This is a genomic window from Citrobacter sp. Cf087, assembly GCF_030334285.1.
Taxonomy (GTDB): Bacteria; Pseudomonadota; Gammaproteobacteria; order Enterobacterales; family Enterobacteriaceae; genus Citrobacter; species Citrobacter freundii.
Genome location: NZ_JAOWED010000030.1, coordinates 62,302 through 83,381 on the forward strand (window position 1 = coordinate 62,302; position 21,080 = coordinate 83,381).

General features: G+C 51.5%; 19 protein-coding genes. 14 read left to right on the forward strand and 5 right to left on the reverse strand.

Annotated elements, in window-relative coordinates; translation table 11 throughout:
• Nucleotides 1-17 precede the first annotated feature (17 nt).
• Nucleotides 18-560: a replication initiation negative regulator SeqA gene (seqA, locus tag OGV57_RS14180; protein ID WP_003022848.1), complete on the reverse strand. Its 543-nt coding sequence runs from the start codon at nt 558-560 to the stop codon at nt 18-20.
• 194 nt (nt 561-754) lie between these two features.
• Between seqA and ybfF the strand changes: the two genes are divergently transcribed.
• The 9 genes from ybfF to OGV57_RS14225 all read left to right on the forward strand — a co-directional run bounded on the left by ybfF (nt 755) and on the right by OGV57_RS14225 (nt 8,398).
• Nucleotides 755-1,528 carry an esterase gene (gene ybfF, locus OGV57_RS14185; RefSeq protein ID WP_003022844.1) on the forward strand — a complete coding sequence of 258 codons (774 nt, stop codon included), beginning with the start codon at nt 755-757 and terminating at the stop codon, nt 1,526-1,528.
• Between the two features lie 128 nt (nt 1,529-1,656).
• Nucleotides 1,657-1,944, forward strand: a complete 288-nt coding sequence (gene ybfE, locus OGV57_RS14190) for a LexA regulated protein (RefSeq protein ID WP_003022842.1) — start codon at nt 1,657-1,659, stop codon at nt 1,942-1,944.
• A 155-nt stretch (nt 1,945-2,099) separates the two neighbouring features.
• Nucleotides 2,100-2,630 (forward strand): flavodoxin FldA, encoded by a 531-nt coding sequence (gene fldA / locus OGV57_RS14195; RefSeq protein ID WP_003022839.1) that lies wholly within the window; start codon nt 2,100-2,102, stop codon nt 2,628-2,630.
• A gap of 210 nt (nt 2,631-2,840) precedes the next feature.
• Nucleotides 2,841-2,927, forward strand: a complete 87-nt coding sequence (locus OGV57_RS14200) for a ryhB-regulated fur leader peptide (protein WP_049259739.1) — start codon at nt 2,841-2,843, stop codon at nt 2,925-2,927.
• Nucleotides 2,920-3,366 (forward strand): ferric iron uptake transcriptional regulator, encoded by a 447-nt coding sequence (gene fur, locus OGV57_RS14205; RefSeq protein ID WP_003022836.1) that lies wholly within the window; start codon nt 2,920-2,922, stop codon nt 3,364-3,366. Before OGV57_RS14200 ends, fur begins: the two co-directional genes overlap by 8 nt.
• A 129-nt stretch (nt 3,367-3,495) precedes the next feature.
• Complete coding sequence (tcuR, locus tag OGV57_RS14210) at nt 3,496-4,422, forward strand: tricarballylate utilization LysR family transcriptional regulator TcuR (protein ID WP_044701004.1); 927 nt, start codon at nt 3,496-3,498, stop codon at nt 4,420-4,422.
• 97 nt (nt 4,423-4,519) lie between these two features.
• Nucleotides 4,520-5,923, forward strand: a complete 1,404-nt coding sequence (gene tcuA / locus OGV57_RS14215; RefSeq protein ID WP_016149788.1) for an FAD-dependent tricarballylate dehydrogenase TcuA — start codon at nt 4,520-4,522, stop codon at nt 5,921-5,923.
• On the forward strand, nt 5,910-7,049 hold the full coding sequence (tcuB, locus tag OGV57_RS14220) for a tricarballylate utilization 4Fe-4S protein TcuB (protein WP_054528189.1): 1,140 nt from the start codon (nt 5,910-5,912) through the stop codon (nt 7,047-7,049). The genes tcuA and tcuB overlap by 14 nt, the downstream gene beginning before the upstream one ends.
• Before the next feature lie 53 nt (nt 7,050-7,102).
• The gene (locus tag OGV57_RS14225; protein ID WP_003847370.1) at nt 7,103-8,398 is read left to right on the forward strand and encodes an MFS transporter; all 1,296 of its coding nucleotides are present in this window, start codon (nt 7,103-7,105) and stop codon (nt 8,396-8,398) included.
• Between the two features lie 51 nt (nt 8,399-8,449).
• On the opposite strand, the gene OGV57_RS14230 is transcribed toward OGV57_RS14225, so the two are convergent.
• The 4 genes from OGV57_RS14230 to nagE all read right to left on the reverse strand — a co-directional run bounded on the left by OGV57_RS14230 (nt 8,450) and on the right by nagE (nt 14,477).
• Nucleotides 8,450-8,782 (reverse strand): ChiQ/YbfN family lipoprotein, encoded by a 333-nt coding sequence (locus OGV57_RS14230; RefSeq protein ID WP_032938534.1) that lies wholly within the window; start codon nt 8,780-8,782, stop codon nt 8,450-8,452.
• 49 nt (nt 8,783-8,831) lie between these two features.
• Entirely contained in the window at nt 8,832-10,238 is a 1,407-nt protein-coding gene (gene chiP, locus OGV57_RS14235) for a chitoporin ChiP (protein ID WP_003835544.1), read from the reverse strand.
• 435 nt (nt 10,239-10,673) lie between these two features.
• On the reverse strand, nt 10,674-12,341 hold the full coding sequence (gene glnS / locus OGV57_RS14240) for a glutamine--tRNA ligase (protein ID WP_003022809.1): 1,668 nt from the start codon (nt 12,339-12,341) through the stop codon (nt 10,674-10,676).
• Between the two features lie 186 nt (nt 12,342-12,527).
• A complete protein-coding gene (nagE, locus tag OGV57_RS14245) occupies nt 12,528-14,477 on the reverse strand; it encodes a PTS N-acetyl glucosamine transporter subunit IIABC (RefSeq protein WP_049014689.1) in 1,950 nt (649 codons plus the stop codon).
• A 342-nt stretch (nt 14,478-14,819) separates the two neighbouring features.
• Between nagE and nagB the strand changes: the two genes are divergently transcribed.
• From nagB to asnB, 5 genes are all read left to right on the forward strand, one after another.
• A complete protein-coding gene (nagB, locus tag OGV57_RS14250; protein WP_003022803.1) occupies nt 14,820-15,620 on the forward strand; it encodes a glucosamine-6-phosphate deaminase in 801 nt (266 codons plus the stop codon).
• Nucleotides 15,621-15,680: 60 nt separating this feature from the next.
• Nucleotides 15,681-16,829 carry an N-acetylglucosamine-6-phosphate deacetylase gene (nagA, locus tag OGV57_RS14255; protein WP_003022800.1) on the forward strand — a complete coding sequence of 383 codons (1,149 nt, stop codon included), beginning with the start codon at nt 15,681-15,683 and terminating at the stop codon, nt 16,827-16,829.
• An 8-nt stretch (nt 16,830-16,837) separates the two neighbouring features.
• Nucleotides 16,838-18,058 carry a DNA-binding transcriptional regulator NagC gene (nagC, locus tag OGV57_RS14260; RefSeq protein ID WP_003022796.1) on the forward strand — a complete coding sequence of 407 codons (1,221 nt, stop codon included), beginning with the start codon at nt 16,838-16,840 and terminating at the stop codon, nt 18,056-18,058.
• Nucleotides 18,059-18,224: 166 nt separating this feature from the next.
• Nucleotides 18,225-18,977: a ribonucleotide monophosphatase NagD gene (nagD, locus tag OGV57_RS14265; protein ID WP_003022792.1), complete on the forward strand. Its 753-nt coding sequence runs from the start codon at nt 18,225-18,227 to the stop codon at nt 18,975-18,977.
• Between the two features lie 299 nt (nt 18,978-19,276).
• Nucleotides 19,277-20,941, forward strand: coding sequence for an asparagine synthase B (gene asnB / locus OGV57_RS14270; RefSeq protein WP_003835552.1), 1,665 nt, complete (start codon nt 19,277-19,279; stop codon nt 20,939-20,941).
• Nucleotides 20,942-21,080 lie beyond the last annotated feature (139 nt).

Here is a 21,080-nt window from a genome sequence, read left to right on the forward strand (position 1 = left end):
TCCTTCTAATGCAAGGATTAAATTGTTCCGCAAACCTTTTCAATCAATTCCGCAGGGAATTGCATTGACTGCATGATGTGTTCAACCATGCTGCATTTACGGCCGGTATTGGTATTGGTGATCACCCAGTACGGCGTGCCTGGCACGTGCTTCGGTTTGGTTTGATTACCATTTTTCAGCAGCGTCTGTTCATCAGCTGCAAAATAAACACGCGTACGACCATGCAACGATTCCGTTGCTTCGGCGAACGCGTTTTGATCCAGTGAATAGAGTGTAGACAGCACCAGCATAAAGCGATTTACTGCTTTCTTCTGTTCCGCGTATTCGTCGGACAGCAGCAGTTCACGCATCGCGCGCACTTTATCTTTTACGGGGTTAACCGGCTTGGCTTCCACGACAGGTTGCACAGCGCGGACTTCTTTGACTATCGGAGTGACAGGCTGTGATGCGGCGGAAAATTTCAACATACGCCGTAAAATGTCGGATGCGCTCTCGCCAATATGCTTGGTGTGGCTGGCAATATAGCTATAGAGTTCATCATCAACTTCAATCGTTTTCATCTTAATCCAGTGCAGTGTTTAGCTGAATACAAGTTGTCGGGGTAAACACACGTAGTGTAAAGGCAAATCCCAACAGCGGATAGCGTCAAGCCTGGTGGCCAGCAAAACTCAGAGTAACCGTAGTTGTTGCAGCCATGTGGCAGAATGGTCAACATGATACCCTAACCCGTGAGTGTGAAAAAAAGAACTTTGCCATGAAATTGAATATCCGAGCGCAATCTGCGCAAAACCTGCACAATAATTCTCCCATCGTCCTGGTTCACGGCTTGTTTGGCAGTCTGGATAACCTGGGGATCCTGGCACGCGATCTAGTAGCCGACCACGACATCATCCAGGTCGATATGCGAAACCATGGCCTCTCCCCTCGTTCACCTGAGATGAATTATCCGGCCATGGCGCAAGATCTGCTGGATACGCTGGACGATCGGCAGATCGAAAAAGCGATCTTTATTGGCCACTCGATGGGCGGAAAAGCCGTCATGGCGCTGACTGCTCTGGCTCCGGAACGTGTCGAACGGCTGGTCGCCATCGACATTGCTCCCGTTGACTACCATGTTCGCCGCCACGATGAGATTTTTGCGGCAATCAATGCCGTAACCGATGCACAAGCGTCCTCACGCCAGCAGGCGGCAAGCGTCATGCGCCAGCACCTGCAAGAGGAAGGTGTTATCCAGTTTCTGCTGAAATCCTTTGTTGACGGCGAGTGGCGCTTTAACGTTCCCGTATTGTGGGATCAATATCCGCATATCGTCGGTTGGGAAACCATTCCTGCGTGGGAGCACCCGGCGCTGTTTATCCCAGGCGGCAACTCACCGTATGTTACCGAAGCGTATCGCGAACAACTGCTGGCGCAATTCCCACAAGCTCGTGCGCACGTTATAGCAGGCGCCGGGCATTGGGTGCATGCCGAAAAACCGGAGGCGGTGCTGCGCGCCATCCGTCGTTATCTGAGCGAGCAGGCTAACTGATTAAAAACTCAGCGTCTGCGCGCGATTACGCGCGCGGGCGTTGGCGTGTCTCCCCTGCTGATGTATTATGGCGCGCTATCCATCCGGGCAGACGCCTGGCTGATTGTTTCCCCGAAGTCACCAAGATCATGGCCAAAGAACAAACGGACCGTACGACATTAGATCTGTTCGCGCAGGAGCGTCGCCCGGGACGACCCAAAACTAATCCGCTCTCGCGTGATGAACAGTTACGTATTAATAAACGTAATCAGCTTAAGCGTGACAAAGTTCGCGGGCTTAAGCGTGTCGAACTGAAACTGAACGCTGATGCCGTTGACGCTCTGAACGAGCTGGCTGAGGCACGCAACATGAGTCGCAGTGAACTCATCGAAGAGATGCTGATGAACCAACTCAGCGCATTGCGCGGTCAGGCATAGTCTGAATTTCTGCTCTAAATCATAAATCGTGTAGCACAGAGTGCAGTCCTGCGTGTTTGCTGTTTCCGCATGCCAGACTGTTCTGCTATGATTGCCCTTATCCGTGGGCAATGCGCCACCACCATTTCAATAAGTTTCAAGAGGTTATTTTACTCATGGCAATCACTGGCATCTTTTTCGGCAGCGACACCGGTAATACCGAAAACATCGCAAAAATGATTCAAAAACAGCTTGGTAAAGACGTTGCCGATGTTCATGACATTGCAAAAAGCAGCAAAGAAGACCTCGAAGGGTATGACATTCTGCTGCTCGGCATCCCAACCTGGTACTACGGTGAAGCGCAGTGCGACTGGGACGACTTCTTCCCTACCCTCGAAGACATTGATTTTAACGGCAAACTGGTTGCATTGTTCGGCTGTGGCGACCAGGAAGATTACGCAGAATATTTCTGCGATGCGTTAGGGACCATTCGCGATATCATCGAACCGCGCGGCGCAACCATCGTTGGTCACTGGCCAACGGCAGGTTATCACTTTGAAGCGTCCAAAGGTCTGGCTGACGACGACCATTTTGTCGGTCTGGCTATCGATGAAGATCGCCAACCTGAACTGACCGCAGAACGCGTAGAAAAATGGGTTAAGCAGATCTCTGAAGAGCTGCACCTCGACGAAATCATTAATGCCTGATTTCGTGTGGCGCAGATTTCCATCTGCGCCGCATCAATAGATAAAACCAATCAAAATAATTGCTACAAATTTGTAACTTTTTCGTCTGACCCTGTACAATGGCTGGATGCCAATCGGGTGTTGCACAGTGTGTTTGTCGGCGATACCACGTTTTGATTAACAATATATGCCAGAGACTTGCAGTTTTCATTTAGCCATGGCAGTTCTATAATGAATCGCATTATCTCAAGTGCAATTTCTGTCACTTCTGTTAATGAAGTGAATCGTTTAGCTACAGGACAGATTCCGCATGACTGACAACAATACCGCATTAAAGAAGGCTGGCCTGAAAGTAACGCTTCCTCGTTTAAAAATTCTGGAAGTTCTTCAGGAACCGGATAACCATCACGTCAGTGCGGAAGACTTATACAAACGCCTGATCGATATGGGTGAAGAAATTGGTCTGGCGACCGTGTATCGCGTGCTGAACCAGTTTGATGATGCCGGTATCGTGACCCGCCATAATTTTGAAGGTGGTAAATCCGTCTTCGAATTGACTCAACAGCATCATCACGATCACCTCATCTGCCTTGACTGCGGCAAAGTGGTCGAGTTCAGCGATGATTCCATCGAAGCCCGCCAACGTGAGATTGCGGCTAAACATGGCATTCGCTTAACTAACCATAGCCTCTATCTTTACGGTCACTGTGCCGAAGGCGATTGCCGCGAAGATGAGCACGCCCACGACGGCAAATAATGTAATGCTTTCTGAAAAGCCAACCATCCGGTTGGCTTTTTTTATGGGCGTTACCTGCCCTTTTCCCCTTCCCTCCGCTCCTGTGTTGCTTTAATGTAAAAATCAATTGCCCCCTTCCGGAGAGTCGAAATGGAACTTCGCCAGCTACGCTATTTTGTGCGCATTGTAGAAACCGGCAGCATGGGTAGCGCGGCGCTCGATCTCAATATCGGGGTTTCGGCACTCAGTCAGCAAATGTCGCGTCTGGAAAACGAACTCGCTATTCGCCTGCTGCAGCGCACTTCGCGAGGCGTGACCCCCACCAGCGCCGGACTGGCTTTTTACTCCCAGGCGCAGCTGGCGCTCCGTCACGCAGACGATGCAATCCTCGCCGCGCGTGAATCCCGGCTTTCCGGGCACGTCAGCGTCGGCATGGCTCCCAGTACCGCTTCAGTTCTCGGTATGCCTTTTATTCACGCCATGCGGGAAAGCTATAGCGATGTTCGCTTGCATGTGGTGGAAAGTCTCTCTGGTAATTTGGAACGGATGATTAATACCCGACAGATTGATCTGGCTGTGGTGTTTCAAAAAGAAAAGATCCTGCGCTGGAGTGCCAGACCGATTCTCGAAGAACGGCTGTTTTTGATTGGGACCCATGCCCTACTGGCTGATATTACCGATGACAATATTTCTCCAGCCGAATTGGCACGTATTCCATTGATAATGCCAAGCCCAGGCCACGGTCTGCGCGGCAGGCTGGAAGCAATTTGTCAGGAACACGCGCTGAACATTGAGATTGCTACAGAAATTGATGGTCTGGCGCTGCTGATGCGCGCCGTGCGCAGTGGCATTGGCGCCACTCTTCAACCCGGAGCGGCGATTTCCCATCTCGATAAAGAGACGCTAAGAGTGATCGGCGTCCATAATCCGATACTTAGCCGCCCCAACTTTCTGGTGAGCCTCTCTGACGATGAGCTCACCCCGGCGGGCCTCGCAGCCCGCGTGGTGCTGACGAAAGTGATGCATCAACTGGTGGAAGCAGGACGCTGGCCAGGCGCCATCCTTTACAATAACTAAAGCCCTCTTTAGCACTACGTCATAGCGCCCGCACAAGCCGTTCGCATACATTTTAATTACAAATTTAACAATTGGTTAAATGGTAATGGAGTATACGATGGTTGATGTTCTGGTGATTGGCGGTGGCAATGCTGCCTTATGCGCTGCCCTTACCGCCCGGGAGCAAGGCGCTTCCGTTTTACTACTCGAAGCGGCTCCCCGGGAATGGCGTGGGGGAAATTCCCAACACACGCGTAACCTGCGCTGTATGCATGATGCACCGCAGGATGTGCTGGTGGAAAGCTATCCGGAAGAGGAGTTCTGGCAAGATCTGCAGCGCGTCACGGAAGGAAATACCAACGAAGCCCTGGCTCGTCTGGTGATCCGCACCTCTTCACAGTGTCGCGACTGGATGCGCCGACACGGCGTCAATTTTCAACCTCCTCTCTCTGGCGCTTTACACGTGGCGCGAACCAACGCCTTTTTTATGGGCGGTGGCAAGGCCCTGGTGAATGCCTATTATCGCAGCGCAGAAAAACTGGGAGTGCAGATCCGCTATAACACCCCCGTTCAGGCGCTTGAACTGCGTAATGGCGAGTTCGTGGCGGCGCTGGCAGGTGAAGAGCGCATCACAGCTAAATCCTGCGTGCTTGCCGCTGGCGGGTTTGAGTCAAACCGCGAATGGCTACGAGAAGCGTGGGGAGAGAACGAGCGCGGCGAATGGCCTGCAGATAACTTTCTGATTCGCGGCACGCGCTTTAACCAGGGCGTACTGCTCAAATTTATGATCGATGCCGGAGCCGACATCATCGGCGAACCCTCCCAGTCACATTGCGTAGCTATTGACGCCAGAGCGCCGTTATATGACGGCGGGATTTGTACCCGCGTGGACTGTGTTTCTCTCGGCATAGTCGTCAACCGTGACGCTGAGCGTTTTTATGATGAAGGCGAAGATTTCTGGCCCAAACGCTACGCCATTTGGGGACGACTGGTCGCCCAACAGCCCGGGCAGATTGGCTACTCCATTATCGACAGTAAAGCCATCGGTCACTTCATGCCTCCGGTCTTTCCTGGCGCACAGGCTAATACGCTGGCGGAACTGGCTCATCAGTTGGGGCTGAATGGCGAACACTTTACCCACACCGTGACGGAGTACAACAACGCCTGCCAGCCCGGCCAGTTCAACCATACCATTCTGGATAACTGCACGACAAAAGCGTTAACCCCCGCGAAGACACACTGGGCGCGACCACTGGACCAGCCGCCTTACTACGGCTATGCCCTGCGGCCAGGGATCACCTTCACCTATCTCGGGTTAAAAGTAAATGAACGCGCTGCCGTACACTTTGCCGGGCAGCCAAGCCGCAACCTGTTCGTCGCCGGAGAGATGATGGCGGGCAACGTGCTGGGCAAGGGCTACACCGCAGGCGTGGGCATGTCAATCGGTACCACTTTTGGCCGTATTGCCGGAAAAGAAGCCGCGCTGGCCGCACGTAAGGAGACTCGTCATGAGGCAGCTTGAGAAACTGATTATCGACGCGCAAATTATCACCGAACCGGAAGCGGAAGTTGAACGCGTGATGCAGGTCTGCAACGCCTGTCGCTATTGTGAAGGATTTTGCGCCGTGTTCCCGGCAATGACGCAGCGCCTGGAATTCGGTAAAGCGGATATCAATTATCTGGCAAACTTGTGCCATAACTGCGGTGCCTGCCTGCACGCCTGTCAGTATGCCCCGCCTCATGAGTTTGCCATCAACGTGCCGAAGGCGATGGCAGAAGTCCGGCTTGAAACCTATCAGCACTACGCGCAACCCGCGGCCTTTGGCGCGCTTTATCGTCGCGCAGGCGTCACCGTGACGCTGGCGCTGGTTTTCGGTCTGACTCTGTTTTTACTGCTCGCCATGGGGTTAAAAGGCTCGTTACTCCATCCACCGCTGGCCGGAGATTTCTACCAAATTTTCCCGCATAACCTGCTGGCCTGGATGTTTGGTTCGGTATTTATTCTGGCGATAGGTCTGCTGATGGCGGGCGTTATCCGCTTCTGGCGCGAGATCTCTCCCGGTATGCCACGTTCCGTCGAAATTGCTGAAGCTTCACACGATGCGCTGACGCTAAAGTATCTCGATGGCGGGCACGGTAAAGGTTGTAATGAAGCAGATGATGCCTTCACTCTGATGCGGCGCCGTTTTCATCACTTCACTTTCTACGGTTTTCTGCTCTGCTTTGCCGCCACCGTGGTGGCGACGGGCTATCACTATTTCGCAGGTATTGAAGCGCCCTATCCGTTCTTCAGCTTGCCGGTGATGTTGGGCACATTAGGCGGCATTGGCCTGGTTGTCGGCCCGGCTGGCTTGCTATGGCTCAATCTCAAGCGCTCACCGCTACATGGCGACGCACGGCAAAAACCGATGGATCGCGGTTTTATTTTACTGCTGCTGCTGACCAGTCTGACCGGTTTAGCCCTGCTGGCAGGAAGAGACTCGTCCTGGATGGCTATTTTGCTCGCCATTCACCTCGGCGTGGTCATGGCGCTCTTTCTGACCATTCCTTACGGAAAATTTGCCCATGGATTTTACCGCTGCGCAGCCTTACTCAAGTGGGCGATTGAGAAACGGCGCGGCAAACAGGCGGGGGTCACAGACAAATAACCCGCACACTCTTACCTCTATAAATATTATGATAAGACAGTGGAGCAAACCCAATGACACAACAACCATCGCGCGCCGGAACTTTCGGCGCAATACTGCGGGTAACCAGCGGTAATTTTCTCGAACAGTTCGACTTTTTTCTGTTCGGGTTTTACGCCACCTATATTGCAAAGACCTTCTTTCCCGCGGAGAGTGAATTTGCCGGGCTAATGTTAACTTTCGCCGTTTTTGGCTCGGGTTTCTTAATGCGACCCGTTGGCGCCATTGTGCTGGGTGCTTACATCGACAGAATTGGTCGTCGTAAAGGCCTGATGGTGACGCTGGCGATTATGGGCTGCGGTACCCTGCTGATTGCCCTGGTACCTGGCTATCACAGTATTGGCCTGCTGGCTCCCGTGCTGGTATTACTTGGACGATTATTACAGGGATTTTCTGCAGGCGTAGAGTTAGGCGGCGTCTCGGTTTATCTTTCGGAAATCGCCACGCCTGGCAATAAAGGCTTCTACACCAGTTGGCAGTCGGCCAGTCAACAGGTCGCCATTGTGGTGGCGGCGCTGATTGGTTACTGTCTGAACGCTACCCTGGGACACGATCAGATCTCGGAATGGGGCTGGCGCATTCCCTTCTTTATTGGTTGCATGATTATTCCTTTGATCTTCGTGCTCCGCCGCTCGCTGCAGGAAACAGACGCATTTTTACAACGCACGCACCGCCCCGACACTCGGGAAATTTTCACCACTATCGTCAAAAACTGGCGTCTTATCGCTGCAGGTACGCTGCTGGTGGCGATGACCACAACGACATTTTACTTCATCACCGTCTACACCCCGACCTACGGCAGGGCTGTACTCCACCTGAGCGCTCGCGACAGCCTGGTGGTCACCATGCTGGTCGGTATTTCTAACTTTATCTGGCTGCCCATTGGCGGGGCAATTTCTGACCGAATTGGTCGTCGTCCGGTGTTAATGGGGATTACCGTACTCGCTCTGATCACCACCTGGCCGGTAATGCACTGGCTCACCGCCGCGCCAGATTTCACTCGCATGACATTGGTTCTGCTTTGGTTCTCATTCTTTTTTGGTATGTATAACGGGGCAATGGTAGCCGCACTCACCGAGGTGATGCCGGTCTATGTGCGTACGGTGGGCTTTTCACTGGCATTCAGTCTTGCCACAGCGATTTTTGGCGGCCTAACGCCGGTCATATCCACGGCACTGGTTCAGCTAACCGGGGATAAAAGCTCACCGGGATGGTGGCTGATGTGCGCGGCACTTTGCGGACTCGCCGCCACGGCAATGCTGTTTGTCCGGCTAAGTCGGGGTTATCAACCAGTGGAAAATAAGCTCTGAAATGCAAACGGGCGGAAAATTCTCCGCCCGTTGTCTTTTTCATTTTTTGAATTACTGTGCGGCATTCTTGCTGCGAATTTCCTGCCAGACTTTATCGCAATCAGCATTAACGGCCTGATCGTTACCCGTGCGCGTGGCCTGGATACACTGCTGATAATCCAGCACGCGTACGCTTTCTTCATTGGCAAACTGCTGGTGCTTTTTTTCTTTCTTCAGTACATTCAACACGCTTTGGCAGGCTTCTATTTTTTCCGGCGATCCTTGAGCGGTATTAATACACGCACTGTAGGCTTCTTTCAGACGGCTGTCTTCTTTCGGTGCAGGGGATTGCGTACAAGCCACCAGCCCTGATGCCATAACGGCGATGAGTATCAGTTTTTTCATAGCACGTTCCTCAACGAGGCGGCAGGCGCCCGGCCTGCCGCTATTGGCATTAGAAGATAGTGAACGGAGCAATAACGATGAATTTCACGTCACGCTCATCCTGGAAGATGTTGCCGTAACCACCACCCCAGCTCGGAATATCTGAATGGTTGTCGTACTGGGTGAAGTGCAGTTTAAACATAGTGCCCTTCGCACGACCATCCTGCAGGGTGTAGACCGCATCCAGGCTGTAAGAAGATTCTTCGATAGTGCGGTTTTTGTCGTAGTACGCATCCGGGTTGAGCTGCCAGGTAGCGGGTTTGGCATCCCATGCATAAACGTAGGACGCGCCCACTGCCCAGCCCGGCAGGTTCCAGTTCTTCAGGTCATACATTGCGCCGAAGAAGACTGCCTTTTCGCCGTTGGCGTTGAAGTCAGAACGGTTATCCCACCACACGTCCAGGCGACCGTTTGATGAGGCGTAGGTCGGGGTCATACGCTGCAGGAAGTAGCCTTGCTGCCCATCTGCTTTAACCCATGTGCCTTCCAGACGCAGGTCAACCACTTCCGCTACTTTATAACCGAAGGTCAGCGCCTGCAGCCAGGCCGTGCCGTCATAAATATCGTTCACGGTGCGATCGTCAACTTTGTCACGTGCGCCGTAGAATTGATAGCTGGTAGTAAACGGGTTACCGCCTAAATCGAATTTGTAGCTGGCTTTGGCGAAGTACTGATCGACGTAGCCTTCAGACTGACCAAATGCCGCTTCCAGTAACAGGTTATTTTTGAAGTCATATTTCGCGCCGATTGAATGCAGGTAATCAACGCTGGTCTTTTTATCAGCCTGATAGAATTTATCGACTTCGGTGTGCCACGGCGCTTTATATTCGTTAGCCCACATATAGGAGAAGCTTAGTGCGCCAGCATCACCATAGTCGAAGTTGGCACCGGCTTCAGCCCCCTGATAGGTACCTGGCATAAAGCTCCAGTGCGGTGCCAGCAAAGTCTGCCCGGTTGGTTGAATGTAACCGGCACGCGCCCAGGTTGGGCCGTATTTAAATTTAGCTGCTGCTTTATAAAGGCTAATCCCGCTCTTATCGCCGGAGTAATCCTCGTCATAGCCTTTATTTTTGGAAGAGAATGCGATTTCGTTTGGATGGCCGCTTTCGCTACTTTCGTTCATTTCAATAGCGGTAAATGCTGCGATATCAATACCAAACATATCGGCCGCATAACCGGACTGGAAGTCGAGGTTAGCGTTCCAGGTGGAGTGAGAAAGGTTGGTTTTGTATTTGTCATGATCGGTCACATCTTTACGGTCACGCTCACGCTGCCAGTAATAGATGCCGCCGGTTAAGGTTGAGTCATCAATAAATCCTTCGGCGTGTACCTGCGGAGCGACAACAAAACCCGACATTGCTGTGATACCGGCGATAGCCAGCGCCAGCGTACTACGTTTGCCACTAAACGTACGCATATGTTAATCCTCTTTGACATAAAAATGCTGCCGATATAAGCGGACAGCGAAAAAACAAAAATTAAAAAAGTAGCGCCAAGAAAACCTCAGTGACTACAATGAATAGACTATTTTTCGCGACGCGAATTATCAATCTCTTTCTGTAACGAGTATGTAATAGTATGAGCAACCGCACATATTTCATTGCTTTCTGTTACATTTTCATTGGGAGATAAAAAAGCGTTGAAAAAATGAAAAAATCGCTTGTTTTCCATAGAGATGAAATCGGTTTCAGCCCATTTCACATTGAGGTAAGTTATTTAAACGTAAAAACATTCAGCCGATTTATTATTACAGACATGTAATTAATTCGCTGCGCAAACGGAGCCTGTCAAACGGTTTTTTTGCGAAAAAAAACGCCGCATAAAGCGGCGTTTAGAGAGGATGTGTTGCGACTTATTCGCCCGCTTTAGCCCACGTATCACGCAGACCAACGGTACGGTTAAACACCAGCTTGTCAGCCGTTGCATAACGGCTGTCCAGGCAGAAGTAACCTTCACGCTCAAACTGGAACGCTTTACCTGCAACCGCAGCCTGCAGCGACGGCTCACCGTAACCCTGCTTAATGACTAGCGATTCCGGGTTAATAACGGACAGGAAGTCTTCCGCCGCACCTGGGTTTGGCACGCTAAACAGACGGTCGTACAGACGGATTTCAATCGGTAGCGCATGGGACGCGCTCACCCAGTGAATAACGCCTTTAACTTTACGACCATCGGCCGGATCTTTGCTCAGGGTGTCAGCATCGTAGGTGCAGAAAATGGTGGTGATCTTACCTTCTGCATCTTTCTCAACACGTTCGGCCTTGATCACGTATGCATTACGCAGACGTACTTCTTTACCCATCACCAGACGCTTGTACTGCTTGTTCGCTTCTTCGCGGAAGTCTGCGCGATCGATCCAAATTTCACCGCTAAACGGTACTTCACGGCTGCCCATTTCCGGTTTATTCGGATGGTTAGGCATAGTGACCAGCTCGCTTTCGCCCTGCGGGTAGTTTTCGATAACCAGTTTCACCGGATCGATAACCGCCATCGCGCGCGGAGCATTTTCGTTCAGATCTTCGCGGATGCAGGATTCCAGAGAAGCGATCTCAATGGTGTTGTCCTGTTTGGTCACGCCAATGCGTTTGCAGAACTCACGGATCGCGGCAGCTGTGTAACCGCGACGACGCAGGCCAGAGATCGTCGGCATACGCGGATCGTCCCAGCCTTCAACGTGCTTGTCGGTCACCAGCAGGTTCAGCTTGCGCTTAGACATCACGGTGTATTCCAGATTCAGGCGCGAGAATTCGTACTGGCGCGGATGAACCGGAATGGTGATGTTGTCTAGCACCCAGTCGTACAGACGACGGTTATCCTGGAACTCCAGCGTACACAGTGAATGCGTAATGCCTTCCAGCGCATCGCTGATGCAGTGGGTAAAGTCGTACATCGGGTAGATGCACCACTTGTTGCCGGTCTGGTGGTGTTCGGCGAACTTAATGCGGTACAGCACCGGATCGCGCATCACGATAAACGGCGAAGCCATATCGATTTTCGCACGCAGGCAGGCCTTACCTTCTTCAAAGCCACCGGTACGCATTTTTTCGAACAACGCCAGGTTCTCTTCAACGCTACGATCGCGGTACGGGCTGTTTTTGCCTGGCTGAGTCAGCGTGCCACGGTATTCGCGGATTTCGTCCGCTGACAGTTCGTCAACGTACGCCAGCCCTTTATTAATAAGCTCTACCGCATAGGCGTGAAGCTGATCGAAGTAATCCGAAGAGTAGCGAATGTCGCCAGTCCAGTGGAAACCTAACCATTCAACGTCGTTTTTAATCGACTCAACGTACTCGATATCTTCTTTAACCGGGTTCGTATCATCAAAACGCAGGTTGCACTGGCCCTGGTAATCTTGCGCAATGCCAAAGTTCAGACAAATGGATTTCGCGTGGCCAATGTGCAGATAGCCATTTGGCTCCGGCGGAAAACGGGTATGGATAGTGGTGTGCTTACCACTGGCCAGATCTTCATCGATGATCTGACGAATAAAGTTACTCGGGCGGGCTTCAGCCTCACTCATCGTGGATTCCTCAAAGCGTAAACAACGTATAACGGAGTATGATCTTATAAGCGACGTCAGGAGACAACTATTAGTTGCACAAAAAAGCTGTTCAGCAGGAGATATGAGGGCATTTGCTGCAAAAAAAAGCGGCGGAGGACTATCCCCCGCCGCTTAAGGCACTTAACTCACTTTACTCAGGAGCAGTTACTTACCTTTAATCTCATACAGTGGTGTTTGACCGGCAACCACATGACCTTCGGCTTTAATGACCAGAGCGCCGAAATCATCGCTGTTGCTGCACACAACCGGGCTTATCATAGAACGTGCGTTAGCGTTCAGGAACTCCAGATCCATTTCCAGAATCGGTTGGCCTGCAGTAACTTCCACACCTTCTTCAACCAGACGCTTAAAGCCTTTACCTTCCAGCGCGACGGTGTCGATGCCCATATGGACCACGATTTCCGCGCCTTTAACAGTTTCCAGGCAGAACGCATGGTTAGTGTTGAAGATTTTCACGATGGTGCCCGCAGCCGGAGCAACCACGATTTTATCCGTTGGTTTCACCGCCACGCCGTCACCTACAGCTTTGCTGGCGAAGGCTTCATCAGGAACCTGCTCCAGCGCAACTACGTCACCGGTAATCGGAGAAACCAGCGCTTCAACGGTGACTGCATTCGCTACAGCCTGCGGTTTTGCTACCGGAGCCGCTGCTGCTGGCGCACTTTCACCAGACGCTGCTGCCACCGGGCCACGCGCGACAACTTTCTTCATTTCGTCGCCGATGGATTCAGCTTTCGCACCCACGATGACCTGAATTGTTTGCTTATTCAGCTTAACGACACCCGATGCTCCTAAACGTTTACACATCGCATCGTTTACGCGACCGGAGTCGGCAACGGTCAGACGCAGACGAGTGATACAGGCATCAATCGCTTTCAGGTTATCAGTGCCACCAACCGCTGCAATGTAGCTGGTTGCCAGTTGAGCCAAACCTTCTTCAGTGTTGCTGTTGGCTTCTTCAGTAACGATATCGTCTTCTTTATCTTCGCGGCCCGGCGTTTTCAGGTTAAACATACGAATAACCGCGCTGAACAACACAAAGTAGATAACGAAGAACACCAGCCCCATCACTACCAGCATCCAGACGTTCTGGCTTGCTGCCGGCAGGTTGTACATCAACACGTAGTCGATCGCACCTGCGGAGAAGGAGAAGCCTGCGTGGATCCCCAGCAGTGTTGCAACGAACAGGCTGATACCCGTTAACAGTGCGTGCAGGAGGTACAGCAGCGGAGCCAGGAACATGAACAGGAATTCCAACGGCTCGGTAACACCGGTCAGGAACGCGGTGATCGCAACGGACAGCAGCATACCGCCAACCATCGGACGACGTGCTTTCGGAGCCGCGAAGTACATCGCCAGCGCCGCACCCGGCAGACCAAACATCATGATCGGGAAGAAGCCAGACATGAACATACCCGCAGTGCCGTCACCCGCGTAGAAGCGGTTGATGTCACCGTGGAATACGGTACCTGCAGCGTTAGTAAATTCGCCAATCTGGAACCAGGCGATAGTATTCAGCACCTGATGTAGACCGGTTGGGATCAGCAGACGGTTGATGAAACCAAAGATACCGGAACCCAGCGCGCCAGCGCCCACGATCCACTCACCACCCGCATGGATGGCGTTCTGTACCGGTGGCCATACGTAACCGAAGATAGCAGCCAACACCAGACAGAAGAAGCCAGTGGCGATCGGCACGAAGCGTTTGCCGCCAAAGAAGCTCAGGAAGTCAGGCAGTTTGATACCAGACCAGCGGTTATACACGGCACCGCCGACCAGACCGGTGATGATACCAGCCAGCACGCCCATATTGATTGCAGGGTTAATGGTAACCATTGCTTTGGTCAATATGAAATAACCGACCGCACCTGCCAGCGCTGCTGCACCTGCGCTGTCTTTTGACCAGCTGGAAGCAACACCGATCGCAAATATTAACGCGAGGTTATCAAAGATGGCCCCACCCGCTTGCGCGATGAAGGGTACGTTAAGTAAATCTGGTTGGCCGAATCGCAGCAGCAGTGCCGCGACTGGCAGCACAGCGATGGGGAGCTGTAACGCCCTACCCAGCCGCTGGAAAAAACCTAAAATATTCATTTTATTCCCCCTACGAGACCCCGATTAGGCTTCTTTGAAGCCATATTTTTATTGTGTGACCATTCCTGACAGCAAGATTCTGGAACAACGATATTAACCATTCATCTACATTCAGAGTGTGTGAAAAATTAATTCGTATCGCAAATTAAACGCGTGTTTTTTGTGATTTCAGTCACCAAATATCGTTATTAACCCTCCCTTCCACTGGCTAACTACGAAAACTTATTTTATCATTCAAAAAATCGAAACGGATTGATCCTTACCGATGCAAAACCAGGTTACGCTTAATACTGCACAGAGACTCAATCCGCCAATTGCTTACATTTACTTTTGAGGTGAAGAATGAGACTGATCCCCCTGAATACCGCTGAACAAGTCGGCAAATGGGCTGCTCGCCATATCGTTAACCGTATTAACGCGTTCAAACCAACGGCAGATCGTCCGTTCGTTCTGGGCCTGCCGACTGGCGGTACTCCGCTGACAGCTTATAAAGCATTGGTTGAAATGCACAAAGCGGGCCAGGTGAGCTTCAAGCATGTTGTTACTTTCAATATGGACGAATATGTTGGCCTGCCGAAAGAGCATCCGGAAAGCTACCACAGCTTTATGCACCGCAATTTCTTTGATCACGTTGATATTCCAGCAGAAAACATCAACCTCCTCAATGGTAATGCGCCGGATATTGATGCAGAATGCCGTCAGTATGAAGAAAAAATCCGTTCTTACGGTAAAATCCACCTGTTTATGGGCGGTGTAGGCAACGATGGTCACATCGCGTTCAACGAACCGGCTTCCTCTTTGGCTTCCCGTACCCGTATCAAAACGTTGACTCACGACACACGTGTTGCTAACTCACGCTTCTTTGACGGCGACGTAAGCCAGGTGCCTAAATATGCGCTGACCGTTGGCGTGGGTACCCTGCTGGATGCCGAAGAGGTGATGATCCTGGTTCTGGGCCACCAGAAAGCACAGGCGCTGCAAGCCGCCGTTGAAGGCAACGTTAACCACATGTGGACCATCAGCTGCTTGCAGTTGCATCCAAAAGCCGTTGTGGTCTGCGATGAGCCTTCCACCATGGAACTGAAAGTGAAGACGCTGAAATACTTCAACGAGTTAGAAGCGGAAAATATTAAAGGTCTGTAATTGATGTCTCCGCCCTGTCGATGAGTTGCAGGGCGGCATTTTTTGAAATCGGGGGTCGGAATGTATGCTTTAACCCAGGGCCGGATCTTTACCGGTCACGAAATTCTTGATGACCATGCGATTGTTGTCGCCAATGGCCTGATTGACAGCGTTTGCCCACTGGCTGAGTTACCGTCAGGAATTGAACAGCGCTCACTGAATGGGGCCATTGTTTCCCCCGGTTTTATTGATGTACAGCTAAACGGCTGCGGCGGTGTACAGTTTAACGATACGGCAGAAGCCGTGACCGTTGAAACGCTGGAAATCATGCAGAAAGCCAATGAAAAATCTGGCTGCACCAACTATTTACCAACGCTTATCACCACCAGCGATGACCTGATGAAACAGGGTGTTCGCGTGATGCGTGAATACCTGGCGAAACACCCGAATCAGGCATTAGGACTTCATCTTGAAGGCCCGTGGCTGAACCTTGTGAAAAAAGGTACCCATAATCCTGGATTTGTCCGTCAGCCGGACGCTGCGTTGGTTGATTTCCTGTGCGATAATGCGGATGTGATCACCAAAGTCACACTGGCACCAGAAATGGTCCCGGTAGAGGTCATCACCAAACTGGTTAATGCCGGTATCGTGGTTTCTGCGGGTCACTCCAATGCAACGGTCAAAGAAGCCAAAATCGGTTTCCGCGCAGGCATCAGCTTTGCGACCCATTTGTTCAACGCGATGCCGTACATTACCGGTCGTGAGCCAGGTCTGGCGGGCGCAATTCTTGATGAAGCCGATATCTACTGCGGTATCATCGCCGATGGCCTGCACGTTGATTACGTTAACATTCGTAATGCTAAGCGCCTGAAAGGCGACAAGCTGTGCCTGGTCACTGACGCGACCGCGCCAGCAGGTGCAAACATTGAACAGTTCATTTTCGCTGGTAAAACAATATACTACCGCAATGGACTGTGTGTTGATGAGAACGGTACGTTGAGCGGTTCATCATTAACCATGATTGAGGGTGTACGCAATCTGGTCGAACATGCGAATATCGCTCTCGACGAAGTCCTGCGCATGGCAACGCTCTACCCTGCTCGCGCCATTGGCGTCGACAAACAACTCGGCAGTATCGCGCCAGGCAAAGTAGCCAACCTGACTGCGTTCACGCACGACTTTAAAATTATCAAGACCATCGTTAATGGCAACGAGGTCGTTACTGAGTAAGAGAAAGAATGACACCAGGCGGACAAGCTCAAATAGGTAATGTTGATCTCGTAAAACAGCTTAACAGCGCGGCGGTTTATCGCCTGATTGACCAGCATGGGCCAATCTCGCGAATTCAAATTGCCGAGCAAAGCCAGCTTGCCCCCGCCAGCGTAACCAAAATTACGCGTCAGTTGATCGAACGCGGGCTGATCAAAGAAGTCGATCAGCAGGCCTCCACCGGGGGCCGCCGCGCTATCTCTATCGTCACAGAAACCCGCAATTTCCACGCAATTGGCGTACGCCTGGGTCGCCACGATACGACGCTCACTCTCTATGATATGAGCAGTAAAGTGGTCGCCGAAGAGCATTACCCTCTCCCGGAGCGCACCCAGGAAACGCTGGAATATGCGCTGCTCAACACCATTGCCATCTTTATTGAGAGCTGTCAGCGGAAAATCCGCGAGCTGATCGCAATTTCTGTCATCCTGCCAGGCCTTGTCGATCCTGAAAGCGGCGTCATCCGCTATATGCCACACATTCAGGTCGAAAACTGGGGGCTGGTCGAAGCGCTCGAAAAACGCTTCAAAGTCACCTGCTTTGTTGGTCACGATATTCGCAGCCTGGCGCTGGCTGAGCACTATTTCGGGGCAAGCCAGGATTGCGAAGACTCCATTTTGGTGCGAGTGCACCGCGGAACCGGCGCGGGAATTATTTCCAATGGCCGCATTTTCATCGGTCGCAATGGCAACGTCGGTGAGATTGGTCATATTCAGGTTGAGCCGCTGGGTGAGCGCTGTCACTGCGGTAATTTCGGCTGTCTGGAAACCATTGCGGCCAACGCCTCTATCGAACACCGCGTACAAAACTTGCTAAAGCAAGGCTATCCAAGCCGGCTCACGCTGGATGATTGCAGTATCAAAGCCATCTGTAAGGCAGCGAATAAAGGCGATAATCTGGCAGCAGAAGTCATCGAGCATGTTGGCCGCCATCTGGGTAAAACCATCGCTATCGCCATCAACCTGTTTAATCCGCAGAAAATCGTCATTGCGGGCGAAATTACCGAGGCTGATAAAGTGCTGCTGCCTGCAATAGAAAGCTGTATCAACACGCAGGCGTTGAAGGCGTTTCGCCATAATTTACCGGTGGTTCGGTCCACGCTGGATCACCGCTCCGCCATTGGCGCCTTTGCGCTGGTGAAACGCGCAATGCTTAACGGGACTTTACTGCAACGTTTGCTGGAAAGCTAATACACGTCATCCTTCAAGCTGCCTCTGCGTTAGCTGCATCTGCTCACCCCGGTCACTTACTTCAGTAAGCTCCGGAGGTTCGCAGACTTGCCGCCTTGATGCGACTCGAATGATGTAGTGTATTTTGTGTATAGTAATGCCTTCTTTTTTTAATGTCGGATTGTCCATGGCCATTAAGAATGTAATTTGTGATATCGACGGCGTGCTGATGCACGACAATGTTGCTGTACCGGGTGCGGCAGAATTTCTGACTGGGATCCTGGAAAAAGGTCTGCCGTTAGTCCTGCTGACTAACTACCCTTCGCAGACCGGGCAAGATCTGGCAAACCGCTTCGCCACCGCAGGTGTGAATGTCCCTGATAGCGTCTTTTATACTTCCGCGATGGCTACCGCTGATTTTCTTCGTCGCCAGGAAGGAAAAAAGGCCTATGTGGTTGGTGAAGGCGCGTTAATTCACGAACTGTATAAAGCTGGATTTACCATTACCGACGTGAACCCCGATTTTGTGATTGTTGGCGAGACGCGTTCCTATAACTGGGACATGATGCATAAAGCGGCGTATTTTGTCGCCAACGGCGCTCGTTTTATCGCCACTAACCCGGATACCCACGGTCGCGGCTTTTATCCCGCCTGTGGAGCACTCTGTGCCGGTATTGAGAAGATCTCAGGTCGTAAACCATTTTATGTCGGCAAACCCAGTCCGTGGATTATTCGCGCGGCGCTCAACAAAATGCAGGCGCACTCAGAAGAAACCGTCATTGTTGGCGACAACCTGCGCACCGATATTTTGGCAGGTTTTCAGGCGGGTCTGGAAACTATCCTGGTACTGTCTGGCGTATCCAAGCTCGATGATATTGACAACATGCCGTTCAGACCAAGCTGGATTTACCCGTCTGTTGCTGAAATTGATGTGATTTGATTCGCAGGCCGGATAAGACATGAGTTCATCTTATTCGGCAATTTTGCTGCGTTATTGCCGGATGGCGGCGTCATCGTCTTATCCGCCCCACGAAGTCCCTCCATTCAATAAAACCGCCATAAAACTGTCGATTCATCAATAAACACGTCTATTCTGTAATCTTTTTTCACCAATCCACAATGACCATTGCAGTTTTTATTTTCTGACCCGCAATTCGCTTGCGCCCTCTTCCGCTTTGCGGCATTTTCTTTATCAAGCAAACATAAAAAGCATCACGCAACAGGTTAACGGAGAAGGTTATGTGTTCTATTTTTGGCGTATTCGATATTAAAACTGACGCAGTTGAACTGCGTAAAAAAGCCCTGGAATTGTCTCGTCTGATGCGCCATCGCGGCCCGGACTGGTCGGGTATTTACGCCAGTGATAACGCCATTCTGGCACACGAACGTCTGTCCATCGTCGACGTCAACGCCGGTGCTCAGCCGCTGTACAACGTGAAGAAAACGCATATCCTGGCGGTTAACGGTGAAATTTATAACCACCAGGCGCTGCGCGCTGAGTACGGCGATCGCTATCAGTTCCAGACCGGTTCCGACTGCGAAGTTATCCTCGCGCTGTATCAGGAAAAAGGCCCAGAGTTTCTGGATGATCTGCAAGGCATGTTTGCTTTTGCCCTGTATGACAGCGAGCAGGACGCTTATCTGATCGGTCGCGATCATATTGGGATCATCCCGCTGTATATGGGTTACGACGAACACGGTAACTTCTATGTTGCGTCTGAAATGAAAGCGCTGGTTCCTGTCTGCCGCACAATCAAAGAATTCCCGGCCGGTAGTTATTTATGGAGTAAAGACGGCGAAATTCGTCAGTACTACCAGCGCGACTGGTTTGAATACGATGCAGTCAAAGACAACGTTACCGATAAAAACGAGCTGCGCCAGGCGCTGGAAGATGCGGTTAAAAGCCACCTGATGTCTGATGTTCCTTATGGAGTACTGCTGTCCGGCGGTCTGGATTCATCCGTCATTTCCGCGATCACTAAAAAATACGCGGCACGCCGTGTTGAAGATCAGGAACGTAGCGAAGCCTGGTGGCCACAGCTGCACTCCTTCGCCGTCGGCCTGGAAGGCGCTCCGGATCTGAAAGCTGCGCAAGAGGTGGCAAACCATTTGGGTACCGTGCACCACGAGATCCACTTCACCGTGCAGGAAGGTCTGGATGCTATCCGCGACGTGATTTATCACATCGAAACTTACGATGTCACGACGATTCGCGCCTCGACGCCAATGTACTTAATGTCGCGTAAAATTAAAGCGATGGGCATTAAAATGGTGCTGTCGGGCGAAGGTTCGGACGAAGTATTTGGCGGTTATCTCTATTTCCACAAAGCGCCAGATGCAAAAGAACTGCACGAAGAAACCGTGCGCAAGCTGCAGGCACTGCATATGTTCGACTGCGCCCGTGCCAACAAAGCGATGTCAGCCTGGGGCGTGGAGGCACGCGTGCCGTTTCTGGATAAGAAATTCCTTGATGTGGCGATGCGCATCAACCCGCAGGACAAAATGTGCGGCAACGGCAAAATGGAAAAACACGTTCTGCGCGAATGTTTTGAGTCCTACCTGCCAGCAAGCGTCGCGTGGCGTCAGAAAGAGCAGTTCTCTGACGGTGTCGGTTACAGTTGGATTGATACACTGAAAGAAGTCGCTGCTGAACAAGTTTCTGACCAACAACTGGAAACCGCCAGCTTCCGTTTCCCATACAACACGCCATCATCTAAAGAAGCGTATTTGTACCGTGAGATTTTCGAAGAGTTGTTCCCGGTTGCGAGCGCTGCGGAATGTGTGCCTGGCGGGCCATCTGTAGCCTGTTCTTCCGCTAAAGCGATCGAATGGGATGAAGCGTTTAAAACCATGAACGATCCGTCTGGTCGTGCGGTTGGCGTACACCAGTCCGCTTATAAATAAGTTAATCCTTAGAAAAGGGCCCTGCGGGGCTCTTTTTTTATGTCTGTTTTCTGTGCAAAAAAACAATTAATAACTAATAATTGCCGAATATTGCGTCATGCTGTTCGCAACCTAACCAAACAGTCACATTCCAGCTATT

Bases quoted from the DNA above. Each gene is read 5' to 3' on its own strand.
- nagB (WP_003022803.1), top strand. From the start codon at position 14,820: ATGAGACTGATCCCCCTGAATACCGCTGAACAAGTCGGCAAATGGGCT.
- OGV57_RS14200 (WP_049259739.1), top strand. From the start codon at position 2,841: ATGAATCGCATTATCTCAAGTGCAATTTCTGTCACTTCTGTTAATGAA.
- glnS (WP_003022809.1), bottom strand. From the start codon at position 12,341: ATGAGTGAGGCTGAAGCCCGCCCGAGTAACTTTATTCGTCAGATCATC.
- chiP (WP_003835544.1), bottom strand. From the start codon at position 10,238: ATGCGTACGTTTAGTGGCAAACGTAGTACGCTGGCGCTGGCTATCGCC.
- fldA (WP_003022839.1), top strand. From the start codon at position 2,100: ATGGCAATCACTGGCATCTTTTTCGGCAGCGACACCGGTAATACCGAA.
- fur (WP_003022836.1), top strand. From the start codon at position 2,920: ATGACTGACAACAATACCGCATTAAAGAAGGCTGGCCTGAAAGTAACG.
- ybfF (WP_003022844.1), top strand. From the start codon at position 755: ATGAAATTGAATATCCGAGCGCAATCTGCGCAAAACCTGCACAATAAT.
- OGV57_RS14225 (WP_003847370.1), top strand. From the start codon at position 7,103: ATGACACAACAACCATCGCGCGCCGGAACTTTCGGCGCAATACTGCGG.
- nagE (WP_049014689.1), bottom strand. From the start codon at position 14,477: ATGAATATTTTAGGTTTTTTCCAGCGGCTGGGTAGGGCGTTACAGCTC.
- OGV57_RS14230 (WP_032938534.1), bottom strand. From the start codon at position 8,782: ATGAAAAAACTGATACTCATCGCCGTTATGGCATCAGGGCTGGTGGCT.
- nagA (WP_003022800.1), top strand. From the start codon at position 15,681: ATGTATGCTTTAACCCAGGGCCGGATCTTTACCGGTCACGAAATTCTT.
- asnB (WP_003835552.1), top strand. From the start codon at position 19,277: ATGTGTTCTATTTTTGGCGTATTCGATATTAAAACTGACGCAGTTGAA.
- tcuR (WP_044701004.1), top strand. From the start codon at position 3,496: ATGGAACTTCGCCAGCTACGCTATTTTGTGCGCATTGTAGAAACCGGC.
- nagD (WP_003022792.1), top strand. From the start codon at position 18,225: ATGGCCATTAAGAATGTAATTTGTGATATCGACGGCGTGCTGATGCAC.
- ybfE (WP_003022842.1), top strand. From the start codon at position 1,657: ATGGCCAAAGAACAAACGGACCGTACGACATTAGATCTGTTCGCGCAG.
- nagC (WP_003022796.1), top strand. From the start codon at position 16,838: ATGACACCAGGCGGACAAGCTCAAATAGGTAATGTTGATCTCGTAAAA.
- tcuB (WP_054528189.1), top strand. From the start codon at position 5,910: ATGAGGCAGCTTGAGAAACTGATTATCGACGCGCAAATTATCACCGAA.
- tcuA (WP_016149788.1), top strand. From the start codon at position 4,520: ATGGTTGATGTTCTGGTGATTGGCGGTGGCAATGCTGCCTTATGCGCT.
- seqA (WP_003022848.1), bottom strand. From the start codon at position 560: ATGAAAACGATTGAAGTTGATGATGAACTCTATAGCTATATTGCCAGC.